The 14,929-nt window shown below is 34.8% G+C and carries 8 protein-coding genes and 1 pseudogene; all 9 read left to right on the top strand.

The genetic code is table 11. The annotated features are described in order from the left end of the window. A pseudogene (locus tag ACODST_RS27255) lies at positions 1-690 on the top strand (hypothetical protein); the annotation flags it as partial. Between the two features lie 134 nt (positions 691-824). Further along, complete coding sequence (locus ACODST_RS27250) at positions 825-4,103, top strand: DUF8693 domain-containing protein (protein ID WP_488935250.1); 3,279 nt, start codon at positions 825-827, stop codon at positions 4,101-4,103. Between the two features lie 290 nt (positions 4,104-4,393). After that, positions 4,394-7,876: a hypothetical protein gene (locus ACODST_RS27245; protein ID WP_488935249.1), complete on the top strand. Its 3,483-nt coding sequence runs from the start codon at positions 4,394-4,396 to the stop codon at positions 7,874-7,876. Between the two features lie 10 nt (positions 7,877-7,886). Continuing rightward, positions 7,887-11,588, top strand: a complete 3,702-nt coding sequence (locus ACODST_RS27240) for an RHS repeat domain-containing protein (protein WP_488935248.1) — start codon at positions 7,887-7,889, stop codon at positions 11,586-11,588. 4 nt (positions 11,589-11,592) lie between these two features. Further along, positions 11,593-12,054: a hypothetical protein gene (locus ACODST_RS27235; protein WP_488935247.1), complete on the top strand. Its 462-nt coding sequence runs from the start codon at positions 11,593-11,595 to the stop codon at positions 12,052-12,054. A gap of 504 nt (positions 12,055-12,558) precedes the next feature. Continuing rightward, positions 12,559-13,443: an RHS repeat-associated core domain-containing protein gene (locus ACODST_RS27230; protein WP_488935251.1), complete on the top strand. Its 885-nt coding sequence runs from the start codon at positions 12,559-12,561 to the stop codon at positions 13,441-13,443. Positions 13,444-13,449: 6 nt separating this feature from the next. Beyond that, positions 13,450-13,890 (top strand): hypothetical protein, encoded by a 441-nt coding sequence (locus tag ACODST_RS27225; protein WP_488935246.1) that lies wholly within the window; start codon positions 13,450-13,452, stop codon positions 13,888-13,890. 163 nt (positions 13,891-14,053) lie between these two features. Next, complete coding sequence (locus ACODST_RS27220; RefSeq protein WP_488935245.1) at positions 14,054-14,194, top strand: zinc-dependent metalloprotease family protein; 141 nt, start codon at positions 14,054-14,056, stop codon at positions 14,192-14,194. A 4-nt stretch (positions 14,195-14,198) separates the two neighbouring features. Beyond that, positions 14,199-14,414 carry a hypothetical protein gene (locus ACODST_RS27215; protein ID WP_488935244.1) on the top strand — a complete coding sequence of 72 codons (216 nt, stop codon included), beginning with the start codon at positions 14,199-14,201 and terminating at the stop codon, positions 14,412-14,414. The last annotated feature ends 515 nt before the right edge of the window (positions 14,415-14,929 follow it).

The following is a 14,929-nucleotide window of genomic DNA, read 5'->3' as shown; positions in this document are numbered from 1 at the left end:
GCCAATGGTCCGTTTTGTGTAAGCGGTACAGGCCAGCTGACTTTTACGGCAACAACAGGCACAGGTCCTTATACCATAGTGTATACTGAAAACGGCGGTGCCAACCGAACTGCAAGCGGTGTTGTGAGCGGTACGCCTTTTACTCCGTTTACCAGTACGGTTACTGCTACGACAACTTATGCTATAGTTTCGGTTACCGATGCCCATTGTACCCGCAGTTCCGGTTTTACTTCAGGTTCAGCGACAATAACCGTTAACCCTTTACCTCAGGGAAGTTTAACAGCCAATGGTCCGTTTTGTGTAAGCGGCGCTGGTCAGCTGACTTTTACAGCAACAACAGGTACAGGACCTTATACGATCGTGTATACTGAAAACGGCGGTGTCAACCGAACTGCAAGCGGTGTTGTGAGCGGCACGCCTTTTACTCCGTTTACTAGTCCGGTTACCACTACGACCACTTATTCGATAGTTTCGGTTACCGATGCTAACTGTACCCGAAGTTCTGGATTTACTTCAGGTTCAGCGACGATAACCGTTAACCCTTTACCTCAGGGAAGTTTAACAGCCAATGGTCCGTTTTGTGTAACAGGCACAGGTCAGTTAACTTTTACGGCAACGACAGGCACGGGACCTTATACGATAGTGTATACTGAAAACGGCGGCCTAACCGAACTGCAAGCGGTGTTGTAAGCGGTACGCCTTTTACTCCTTTTACCAGTACGGTTACCGCTACAACGACTTATTCGATAGTTTCAGTTACCGATGCTAACTGTACCCGAAGTTCCGGTTTTACAGGTGGCTCAGCTGCGATTACAGTAAATCCATTGCCGCAGGGAAGTTTAACAGCCAATGGTCCGTTTTGTGTAAGCGGGACAGGCCAGCTGACTTTTACCGCAACGACAGGAACAGGTCCTTATACAATAGTGTATACTGAAAACGGCGGTGCCAACCGAACAGCAAGCGGTGTTGTAAGTGGTACGCCTTTTACTCCGTTTACTAGTCCCGTTAGCGCTACGACGACTTATTCGATAGTTTCAGTTACCGATGCTAACTGCATAAGAAGTTCTGGATTTACTTCAGGTTCAGCGACGATAACCGTTAATCCTTTACCTCAGGGAAGTTTAACAGCCAATGGTCCGTTTTGTGTAACAGGCACAGGTCAGTTAACTTTTACGGCAACAACAGGTACAGGACCTTACACGATAGTGTATACTGAAAACGGCGGCGCTAACCAAACTGCTTCGGGTGTTGTGAGCGGTACGCCTTTTACTCCGTTTACGAGTACGGTTACCGTTACTACAACTTATACAATAGTTTCGGTTACCGATGCCAACTGCGTACGAAATTCCGGTTTCACTTCAGGTTCAGCGACGATTACCGTCAATCCATTACCACAGGGAAGTTTAACAGCCAATGGTCCGTTTTGTGTAAGCGGGACAGGCCAGCTGACTTTTACGGCAACAACAGGCACAGGTCCTTATACAATAGTGTATACTGAAAACGGCGGTGCCAACCGAACTGCTTCAGGTGTTGTAAGTGGTACGCCTTTTTCTCCTTTTACGAATCCGGTTACTGCCACGACCACTTATTCGATAGTTTCGGTTACTGATGCTAATTGTGTACGAAGTTCTGGTTTTACTTCCGGTTCAGCTGTAATTACGATTAATCCAATTCCGGTACCCACTTTTACAACCCAGCCAGCTGCTTCTGTCTGCGTCAATACCAATGTTACTTATACGACACAGAGTGGGCAGTCAAATTATATATGGAATGTTCCGGGAACTGTTTCTGTAGATTATACCATTATCACAGGAGGAACAGATGCAGCCAGTAATACGGTAACTTTACAATGGCTTACAACCGGTACTAAAACTGTTACGGCAGGTTACACTTCGTCCGGATGTTCCTCCGTTTCTACGGCCAGTAATACAACAACGGTAACCAAAACAGATCGGGGTGTCGTAAATGGCGGAACTCACATTTGCAGTGGAGATCCAAGTCCTCTGTTAACCCTGCATAATTATACGGGAACAATCGTAAGATGGGAATACGCCGAAGCAATACCTTATGTCTGGCAGCCCATAGTTCATACCGCAGATACTTATCAACCGGGAATCTTAAGTACCAGTACCAGTTATCGTGCTATCGTACAAAATGGTACCTGTCCTGAAGAACCTGCAATAGAAACCAGAATTGATGTAGAACCAAAACCATCTACTCCAATTGTTGGAGTCATTACACAGCCAACCTGTGTGAATCCAACAGGAAGTGTGGTACTGACCAGTTTGCTGGCGTCACCTAACTGGACTATTACGCAAAACGGAACGGTAGTACAAACTTATACGTCTTCAGGAAATAGTTATACGATACCTAATTTAGCTCCGGGAAATTATACTTTTACTATACACGATATTTCTATATGTCCGTCTCTGCCCACTATAAATATTGAAATTCAGGCTCCTGTTACCAATATCTGGAATGGTACAAGCTGGTCAAAAGGAAGCCCGCCTATAGCGACAGATGCTATTCGTTTTTCCGGAAATTATGTAACGAGCGGAGATTTAAGCGGCTGCTCCTGTGTGGTTGATCCGGGAGCTAATGTAACAGTAAGTTCTAATAATACCCTAACAATTACAAATTCGCTAAGTAATAATGGAGGTACATTAACTTTTGAAAACAATGCGAGTCTTTTACAGATTAATGATGTGGCCAATACGGGTAATATAACCTATAAGCGTAACACTGCACCTATACGTCGTTACGATTATACTTACTGGTCATCACCAATTGTGAGAACACCTCCTTTTACTATGTATAATTTATCACCTGCAACACTGGCAGATAAATACTATAGCCATAATGCCGTTTCAGGCTGGGTGCTTAGCTACGGCGGAACTTCAGAAATGGCTCCGGGTTACGGATATATTATAAGAGGTCCACAGAATTTTGATATTACCAGTCCCGCAGTTTATGGTGGTTCTCTGACTGGAGTTCCTAATAACGGAACCATAACGGTCCCGTTAGTGGCAGCCGAAAGAAATCACTTACTGGGAAATCCATATCCGTCTGCAATTTATGCTGATGAGTTTATTGTAGATAATTCTGCTAATTTATACGGAACCTTATATTTCTGGACTCATAATTCACCTCCAAGCAGCGCTGTTCCGGGGGATGCTACTTATAATTATACCAGTGATGATTATGCCATTTATAATTTAACGGGAAGCACAGAGGTTGGAAATATGGATGGAGAAGGCGCAGGAACACCCGGAAATCAAAGTCCGCCTTTAGGGTATATAGCTGCCGGACAATCCTTCTTTGTGAAATCCAGAACAACAGCAAATGCTGTTTTTACCAATTCAATGCGGGTTGCAGGCAATAATAGTCAGTTTTTTAAATCAGGTGAAAGCAATAAAACAAATCTTGAAAAACACAGAATCTGGCTTAATTTAAAAAACAATCAGGGGGCTTTTAAACAATTACTGATTGGATATATTGAAGGAGCAACCAATTCCTGGGATCATAACTTTGACGGAGTTACTATTAACAGTAATATCTATATCGATTTTTACAGTATTAATGAAGGCCGGAAATTAGTAATTCAGGGACGTGCTTTACCATTTACAGAATCAGATGAAGTTCCTTTAGGATATAAATCTACACTTGAGGGAGAGTTTACTATTGCAATTGATCGTGCCGATGGTGTTTTGACAGATCATCCGGTTTATTTAGAAGATAAAGTTACGGGTACCGTGCAGAATTTACAGTCAGGAGATTATAAATTTACCACTTCAACCGGAACCTTCTTAGATCGTTTTGTAATAAAATATACTACAGCCGTTTTAGGTGTTGATGAGTTCGAAAATCAGGACAGTAGTGTTTATGTGTCTGTAAAGGATAAAAACATAAAACTCAATTCCAATAACGGATCTATAAAAGAAGTGTCGATTTTTGATATTTCAGGAAAAAGACTTTATAACCATAAAAAGATCGAAAATACAGAATTCGAGATTTCTAATCTTCAGTCAGGAAATCAGGTTTTGATCATAAAAACAACTTTGGAAAACGGCAGTATAGCAACGAGAAAAATCTCTTTCTATTAATTACTTGTCTGGTTTATAAATTTCTTAAATCCATAAAAAAAATCCATTTACCTTAATTTGGTAAATGGATTTTTTTTATGTCAAAAAGTGTGAATTTTACACAAACAATGCTCTAATACTTGTTGGATTTAAATAATTAACACTAAAACAATTATAAGAATTATAATATTAAAAAAATGATTTGGTTTTTGTGTTTTTGAATATATTTTCATTATTATTGTTAAGAAAAATAAAAAATTAATTTATTTAAACTTTTTTGAATAATAATATCAATTATAACTGTATTTATTATGAATAAGAAAATTATTTTATTTTTAGTATTGGTTGCTTCTTTTTGTGTTAATGCACAAAATATTCCCACTTATCAGGATTTGATTCCCAAGCTGATTCAAAGTCCTAATGCCGCAGCCTTAAATAAATTTATAGAATTTCCCGTAAATAATTTTAATGGTACGGCAGATGTTTCGTTTCCTCTTTATGAAATAAAATTGAAAAGCTTAACTATTCCAATAACATTAAAATATCACACTGGCGGAATTCGTGTAAATGAAGAAGCAAGCTGGGTTGGTTTGGGATGGTCACTTAATGCCGGAGGAGCGATCACCCATCAGATAAATGGTAAAGACGATGAAGATTGTTATTCAAAGTATTGGAATCGTTATCTGCCGACTGCAAATCAACTAAATAGTATATATGATGATAATAATTTATCAGGACAGCTCATTAACGGGAAATATGTATTTGATAAGGAGACAGGAACAACAGCTGATATTTTAAACAAATTTATGTTTGAAACTTATGATAGTGAACCTGATTTATATCTCTATAATATGGGAAGTTACTCGGGTAAATTTATAAGCGGTGATTATTGTAATTCTGTTATAAATGGCATTGACTTAAGTAACAATAGTATAATTTTTAAACATTCTCTAAATAATAAAACAAATGCTGTTATTGTTGCTACAGCCCCTGATGGATGTGTTTACACTTTTAAGGATATAGAAGTTAATAGCAGCGGAGTATTAACTAATAATTCCTACTTACTAAGTGAAATTTTAACGCCGGAAGGTGAATTAATTAAATTTAATTATAAATCTTTTGGACAAATTCTTAATGAAAAAAACTGGCAGCACTTGTATCTCGGAGGAAATTACAGTTTAAATACAGATTATTTTCCTTCAGTTCCATCGTTAACCGAAAGTTTTGTTGAAATTGATAAACAAAGTCCTCAGCTATATCCGAATCCTATTGATGAGTTTTCTATAGATAAAAGAAAAGCTAATAATTTTACAAAAACACTTTTTTTAACTGATATTCAATTTCCTGATGGCTCAGTGGAATTTGTCAATGGGTATCGTTTAGACCTTTATGGAACAAAACTGAATAAAATAATAATTAGAAATAAGAAATCGGAGATAATAAAAGAATTTTCATTTGACTATGACTATTTTATTGGAAATACTCCTTATGGAGAGGATAGTTCAACTGTACCTTTTTCAGAATCCATAAATGTTAATTATCCAGCAGAATATTTGAAACGAAGATTAAAACTGCTCTCTTTTTCTGAAGGAACTACTAATCCAATAACTCATAAGTTTACTTATGATACACAGACTTTACCTTATAAAAGTTCATTTGCTCAGGATTTATGGGGATATTATAACGGGAAACCAAACAAAACTCTTTTACCTGACAGTTTTCTCTATGAAAATGCATTGAATATTCCGAAATCCTTTAGCCGATTTGAAGGAGCAAACCGAGTTGTTGATACAACTAAAGTTCAGGCCGGAATTTTAAAAGAGATTATTTACCCAACTGGCGGGAAAACAATTTTTGAATATGCTTCTAATGAATATGCTCCAAATAATTGTGGCGGAACCTGTACTCAGTTTTCAAATTGTTATTCGGTTTATAATAGCAGTTATATTACTGCATCAGATCCGGATCCCTATAAAGAACCTTGGAATTATCCTCATGAAATTGTGATAACTCCTTTTGAAATATCCCAGGAAACGCTTGTCGATATTAATATAACATTATTTCGAGATGCTCAAATACCAGTGGGGAACTCTTTGAATCGTTCTAACTATCATTTTGTGAGTTTAGAAAAAAAAGTACCCCAGTCTATTGATACATGGGTCCCTTTTAAAAGTAATTATCTGTGGGACAGTCAAAATGGGAATACTTTTTTTACAGAAAAAGATCAAATTTTAACAGCTGGTCAATACAGGCTGGTTGCTAACTATCCTGACAGTTATAACCCTGTTCTGGGGTCAAATATGGCCTCTATTTCTATAGTTAAAAAGGCGAAGACTGACATTTGTTCAAATTATGTTGGTGGATTACGAATAAAAACAATAAAACATAAAGAATCGGAGTTCGCACAGTATTTATCAACTAATTACAATTATAATAATGGGGTTTTAGTGACTGCTCCATCTTTTACTTACAATTATATTTATCCATCCGAAGAGGTTTATACAACTCCGTGGGGGGATAAAATAATTCATAGTTTTCTTGTAAAAGAAACCTATTTTTCGACTTCCTCAATATATCCTTACTCTAATTCTGCTAATGGAAGTTTAGTAGGATATAGAAATGTAACAGAAACAAAAGCAGATGGCGAAAATGGAAAAGTGGAATATGAGTATAGCGTTAATCCCGATAGAAAAATTCCAGGAGGCAGTGGTCTTCCTGGACTTTTTCCTACTGCCAGTTTGAACAATGGCTTTTTAAAATCGGTAAACACATTTCAGAAGAATAATTTTTTGCAACCTGTTAGTTCTGTAAATTATATATCCCATATAATAGATCCGAAGGTATACTGGGGGTTTAAAATCAGCCCTGCAGTATACAAAATTAACGATCAGTCTAGTCCTGAACTTCATGACAGTAATTTGGCACTAACGATGCAGACCTATTTCTATCCAATTGTAAAAGGAAGAACTGTTATAAAAGAAATGATTAAAAATGAGAATGGAGAGTTAATAAGTGGTATTGGAACTTCAGTACAGACAAAAACTAATTACAACTATACCATACCCACACTTTATTTTCCAACAAGTATAGAAGAAACAAGGAGTGATGGATTTAAAAATAGAAAAGAAATTTTATACTCGACTCAATACAATGATATCTGGAATGATTTAAATGGTTCCCAACGTGGCGGATATCAGGATTTGATTAATCGGAACAGAATTATTCCTATACAGGAGTCCTCTTATGTAAACAATGAATTTATATCATCTTCCAGAATACATTATAAAAACTGGAATTCAGGAAGTAATATGTCTTTAATATCTCCGGAATCTATTGTTGTTAAAGATAAGGGACAGAGTTTGTATGAAACACGAGGTTCTTTTAACGCTTATGATACTGATAATGGAAATGTTTTAGAGACCCAAAAAGCAGGAGGAATTCCTGTATGTTATATCCGGGGGTACAATAAATCATTAATTGTTGCTAAAATTGAAAATGCAAATTATAGCTCTGTTTCTTCAACGCTTATCTCTACTATACAAACAGCATCAGATACAGGAACAGAACAAGAACTTTTAGTGGCATTAAAACTATTAAGGGAGAGTCTTCCAAACGCAATGGTTACAACCTATACTCACAAGCCTTTAATAGGCGTTAGAAGTATAACAGATCAACGCGGCCAGATGACTTCGTTTCATTATGACGGTTTTAACCGGCTTGAATATGTAACAGATCATGACGGAAATGTAGTGAGTAAGAATGCTTACAATTATCAAAATGTAACTAACCCTTAAAAATATAATTATGAAAAAAGTAATAGTATCCGTATTGTTTTTTACAGGGCTGGTTTTAAAAGCGCAAAATTATAAAGTACCGCAATTAACAAAATCTATAAACTATATTTATACAGCGGTCCCGCAGTATCCTTTTCAGATAAATGCTTTAGAGAATGTTTTATCTGGAAGCCAGATTGTGACAAATGAAAAAATTATAGAAAATGTTAACTATTTTGACGGATTAGGAAGACCGCTGGAAGAAGTAGCAATCGGACAGACACCAAAAGGGAATGACATTATTACGTTTCATCAATATGATGAATATGGACGAGAAAAAAAGAAATTTCTTCCGTTTTCATATAGTAATGATGGACGATATCTTACGGCGGGTATGCCTAATGCTGTTCCGGAAATTATTCAGTCTTATTTTTATGATGAAGGAGCCCGAAGCGGAATTCCTGATATTGGTGCAATTGCTTCCGGAATTGCCGCAGATACAGCGCCTTATTCAATATCGGTTTTTGATAATTCTCCATTAAACAAGGTAGTGGAGCAGGGAGCTGTAGGAGCTGATTGGCAGCCTAACGGCAGTACGGGTCATTCAGTTAAAACAGTTTATAGTACTAATAAAACAGAGGACGCTGTGCCTTTGTTCTATGCGGTAAACAACGTTTTGTTAAAAGGGAATAATTATGCAACGGGGAGTCTTTATAAAACGACTGTAAAAGACGAAAACTGGCAGTCAGCACAGAGTAATCTGAAAGACCGTACAACGGAAGAATTTAAAAACCTGCAGGGACAGCTTGTTTTAAAACGAATCTATAATAACAATCAGATACACGATACTTATTATGTTTATGATTACTTGGGAAATTTAACTTTTGTACTTCCTCCTAAAGCCGAAGCCGCTACAGCTTCATTAAGTACAATTACAAGTCTTTTAAACGATTTGTGTTACCAGTACAAATATGATTACAAAAATCGTTTAGTAGAAAAGAAGTTGCCGGGTAAAGAAACAGAAAGTATTGTTTACAATAATCTGGATCAGCCTATATTGACGCAGGATGCAGTTCAAAAAGCCAAAAACGAATGGATTTTTACCAAATATGATGCTTTTGGAAGGGTAGCTTATACCGGAAAAGCCATCACTACGGCAAATGTTACAAGAGAGGTTATTCAAAATGAAGTTAAAACATTTACAGGCAGTTTATGGGTAACCCAAAGTACCAGTGCATCGAGCTTTGGAGGAACGAGTATTTATTATAATAATGGTGCGTATCCTAATAATAGCGGCAGTTTGGCTGCTGTTTCGGAGATACTTCTAATTAATTACTATGATGCTTATGTCACCCGTCCTGCCGGAGCACCTAATTCCATAGTCCTTATGGAATCTCCAACTAATGAAACCAATACGACAAGTGTAAAAGGGCTCGTGACAACCGGTAGAGTAAAAGTTTTGGATACAGCGGGAAGTAATGTCTGGATTACAAAACTTACTTATTATGATAGTAAAGCAAGACCGGTATATACTTACTCTGAAAATACTTATTTAGGCACAGTAGATATAGTGGAAACGAAGCTGGATTTTACAGGTAAACCATTAAAGACCAAAACTGTTCATACAAAAAACGGGGTAACCATTGGAGTAATAGATAATTTTATTTATGATCATGCAGGAAGGTTAAAGGCCCAGACACAATGTATAGGAGATGCCAATATGGGATATGTGTGTGCTGGCAATAGTGAAACACAGTTTGATTTGATTTTAACAGGCACAATTAATACAGATCAGATTGCGGGAAGAAGCATTACGATTAGAAATGCACTTATTCAGCCTAATGCAAAATTATCAATTAATACGGCTAAACAAGAATTGATTGTTCTGAATTCGTATGATGAATTAGGGCAGTTAAAAAATAAAAAAGTAGGCGGCGCAGTCGCTGGAGCAGTAGAAAATTCTGCTGGTCTGCAAACTATGGACTACAAATATAATATAAGAGGATGGCTGAAAAGTATCAATGATGTCAATGCGATGGACACTGATTTGTTCGCTTTTAATATCAATTATAATGATATAACAGATACATCAAAAAAACTCTATAACGGAAACATCAGCCAGACACAGTGGAAAACCGCTAATACAGACAGTTCTTTAAAAGGGTATGTTTATGAGTATGATGCTCTGAACAGATTGACTATTGCAGTTGACAATTCGGCACTAAACCCGACCCGTTACAATGAAAGCCTGACTTATGATAAAAATGGAAACATCCTGGGATTAGTCAGAAAAGGAAATACAGATGTAAATGCCGCTGTGTTTGGAACCATGGACAATCTGGCTTATACTTATAATTCGGGTAACAGACTTTTGAAAGTAGAAGACAGTTCAGGAAGTACCGAAGGTTTTACAAATGGTACCAGCGGATCCAATACAGATTATACTTATGATCTTAATGGAAATATGCTTAGTGATGCCAATAAAAATATAACAGGTATAACTTATAATCATTTGAATCTGCCTTCCAAAATAACATTTTCTTCTGGTAATATTCAGTATATCTATGATGCTACAGGAGTAAAACTTCGCAAAATAGTAAGTTCAGCGGCTACGACTGATTATGCAGGAACCTTTATATATGAAGGGAATACCCTGAAATTTTTCTCACACCCTGAAGGTTATGCAGCAAAGAATGCAGATAATTTTGATTATATTTATCAATACAAAGACCATTTAGGGAATGTACGTTTGAGTTTTGATAAAAACTTAAGTATTGTAGAGGAGAATAATTATTATCCTTTTGGATTAAAACAAAAAGGATATAATAAGGTACCAAATTATTCTTTAGGAAGTGCCCAGGCCGAGAAGTATAAGTACAACGGGAAGGAGCTTCAAGACGAGTTGGGACTTAACTTTTACGACTTTGGAGCACGTAATTATGACCCTGCATTGGGTAGATGGATGAGTATTGATCCCTTAGCTCATCGATATGACAATTCATCTACTTATTCATATTCATTTAATAATCCAGTACTTTTTATCGATCCAGACGGTATGAGGGTGATTCTTGGTCGAAATGTTGTTGATAATAGGAAACTGTCTGCACAAGAAATAGTGATGCTGCTAGCTTCAATGCAGGTTATTACTAATGATAAATTGCGATATAATGGTAAAACAGGGGAAGTTGAAATTGCAAAAAGAGGAACTGGTGATAAAACTGAAGGAACAGAATTAATCAGAGATTTAATAGGGCATAAAAAAAAGACAACAACTATAGATTATGCGTTAAGTAGCAAAGTAAAGAACGCAGGGCTAGTTGGTGCAACTACGGAAGAAGAAGAAGGGGCAAATAAGAAAGATTCAAGTAATGGTATTGGAAATAATGCTGTAGTTACTATAGGTCGTGGTCACTTTTTTTTAGCTAGAGATTTTAAAACAGGAAAATATTCTACAGAGACAATGTCAGTAACTAATATGATGAATCATGAATTTATTCATGCCTTGGCACAAATGAATGGTGAATCAAAGCCAAGAAATTTGACGACTTTACATTATTATAATGATGGTAAGTCAGTAAAATCAGAAAAAATTCCAATTGAAGAAGCATATACAGTTGGTTTCGAAGGTTTTGATAGGCCGATATCAAATAAAACAGGAAGTTATACTACTGAGAATAAGTTAAATAAAGAACAAAAAGGAAAAGAAAGGATTAACTATGGGTTTGAAGATTAAAAGTTTGAAAAATGGTAAATATTTGATAGTTCCTTTGATTGTAATTATCATTGTTGTTTTTGTCAAAATAAATGAGAAACAAAATGAATTTAAAATGATTATAAGAGGTCCTGGTTCATGTGTTGATGTTTTAATTTTTGATGAAGATGGTAATGGAAGATTAATACGAGGAAGAACAACTGCTAATTATCAAGATAAATTTATTGATTTTAGCTCAAAAAAAGTAGATAAAAAATTTAAAGTAACTTCCGAAAAAGATTTGATATCTATAAACTCGAAAATTGATAGCATAAGTAAGTCAAAACTTTACAAAAGTAATTTTGCGTGGGATGGTAAACGCACAGAAATATTTATAAATAATGAAAAGAAATTAGATTTGTATGGATTTAGGAATAGAGATCAAATCTTTTTATATTTAAAGTTTATCAATTATATTCCATATGATTATAATACTTTTTGTGATTAAAATTATTGTTTTCTTTTATAGAATATGAGTTTAAAAAAAACAGAATGTGAAATCTTACATTCTGTTTTTTTATTGACTGTTTCGAAACATTTTGTAAGGTTTATGCCAGTGTAAATTATTTAGAGAAAAACAGTATTTTAAATATGAAGTAAGAACTTATTTTTTAAGATAAATTGAGGGGAAACAAATTATGAAAGCAGTAAAAATTTATGTCATATTTTTTTTTATTTTCAGCATTCCACATTACATATGCAAATGTAAGATTGTTCATAAGATTTATGGTAATATTAATGTTGTTATTACCTAGCTAAGGTTAATAAATTATTGTCTAATGGTGGTAATTCCGCAAAATTGTTACACCATTAGTTATTCCTAAGCCCTCTAGTTTAACAGGTAACAGAAGCTGATACATATATAAAAAATGTTTCCCTGCTCTGCGAAGAGTTCCTTATGAAAAGCTGTGCAAATGTCTCATTTGCGCAGCGTGTTGAGGTAGCTTAAAGCATACTTTGCGGATCTGGGTATAATAACGTACCAAATTATTCTTTAGGAAGTGCTCAGGCCGAGAAGTATAAGTATAACGGTAAGGAGCTTCAAGACGAGCTGGGGCTTAATGAATATGCATACGGATGGCGTGATTACGACCCTGCAGTTGGACGTTGGAATGTTATAGACCAATTGGCAGAAAAATACATTACAACATCACCATATGCGTTTGTTCAGAACAATCCATTAATTAATAAAGAAATTGATGGCCGTGAATTTGATAAAAAGAATGAAAAAAAAGCTCAAAAGATGGAGAAAAAAATTGACAAACAAATTGCTAAATTAAATAGAGAGATTACTAAACTTCAAAGAAATGGTCAAAGCACAGGAGATCGAAATGACAGACTCACTCAACTAAACAGATCTAGATCTGATGTTTCGGATATGAGAAGAGATACAAACAACTTTTATAAGTTTGAAAAATCATCAAAAAACAATGGAAATCCTGAAACAAGAAGAACAGGTACTAATGAAATAACTATGTTTACCGATAATTTTTCTAAACAAGTCCATGAAGGTAGACATGGTGGACAAATAGCAAGAGGTGAGTACAACATGGATATGAGTGGAGCATTAACTAGTGGTACATTTGGTGTTAGCAAAGAAATTGATGCCTATCAAGCTCAATATGGATATGATGGTAAAATTGAATATCGTTCAAATCTACCTGTAAGTCCTGCCGATGCTTTGAGAGCTTTTCAAGCTGGAAATGACCCAACCGTAACGACTATAAATAATTATAACCAAATCGTTCCGAATGCTATTAATTCTATGACAGACGCGGGATATATAGCTATATATCCTCCTGTAGGCATATCATTAATTGATTGGAATAATAATTAAATGATTATGAAAATTAATACTATAATATTGGTTAGTCTGTTAATTATTTTTAGTAGTTGCAGTAAAAGATTCTATAAAGAATATTCTTATAAGCAGAAAAATATTAGAGAATTAAATTTATATTTTACAAATGATACTTTGGGTGAATATAGAGTTAAATATTTATGTGCCGACACATTGATAACTATTGAACAAAAGTTTACTTATAAAAGAATATCAGAAAATAGAATTTATATAAAAAATATTATTATACAAGGTGATGAGCCTTTTATAATAGTACCTCCAGAAAAATTAAGCAATTGCATTAAATCAAATAAACATGTTGCTATCGAAAAAATACCAGTAGTAAAGGAGGAGGAAATTATTATATATAAGAAAAAATTATTTTGGCAAAAAATAGATAATGGAAAGATAGTTACGGCATTTATATTTACTGCAAAAAAATAAAAAAAGGTAATTTGTCTCCTCCTAAAATAGTTTGGTAGTGTTTCAAAGTTAGTGATATGTAACATCGATGAAAGATGTTAAACAGTCAGATTATTTATAGGTTCTGGTAGATGACGTCACATCTGAAGAGAAATGGTATTCAAATACAATAGGAGTTGCTACAATGAGAGAAAAGATTTCATATGTCGAAGTGAATAGTAATATAGACAAAATGACGCAAACAGGAGCCCATGAGTTTGGACATAATTTTGGTTTAAAACATAATTGGGAGTATCAATTTTCAGATACTAAGATATGGAGATAATCATATGAGTTATGATAAAAATCGTTTTGGAAGTTTTTCAATAATGCAATTAAATTCAATTGTAGGAGATGCTAATTTTGGAGATTTAAATCAAGGCAGTCCGACACAGAAAGCCCCGACGAATACTAATAATTGGCTTTGGAATTCTGCAACAAATGAAAGACCATATGATTTTAATGTTAAAAAAGGTGATATAATACCAAAAATAATAAAAGATTAGTTATGAATACAAAATTTTTGTTTTTATTTTTTATGTCATTTTTCCTTATAGGTTGTAATTCTAATCAAATTTTAATTTTGATTGAAAAACCAACAGATGAAGAACTAGATAATTTAGAGATAAATGTAATGTTAGATAAAAAAAATATCTTCAAAGACAGATTAGAGTGTACCAAATATTGCTTCATCTTATTATAAAATAGAGGTTAATCCAAGTAAAGGTAAACATATACTGACAGTGTTATTAGAAGATCAGAATTTTAATTTCATAATTTATCATCCTAAAGATAGATTTATATTTTTAGCCCCAAACTATTCAAAAAGTAAAAAAAATAAATATATAGGGATTTTTAAAAGCGATAAATAGATAGAATTACATTAGTTAGGATCTTTCTTGATGGCTGGATATTATAGATAACGATAGTACAAAAAAATCCCTGCTCTGCGAAGAGTTCCTTATGAAAAGCTGCGCAAATGTCTCTGAACTGCCCCCAAAAAGTTAGACACTATTTGAGG

Source organism: Flavobacterium sp. FG19 (assembly GCF_057809475.1).
The sequence above is the reverse complement of the archived record's forward strand: the minus strand, read 5'-3'. Positions and strand labels throughout refer to the sequence as shown.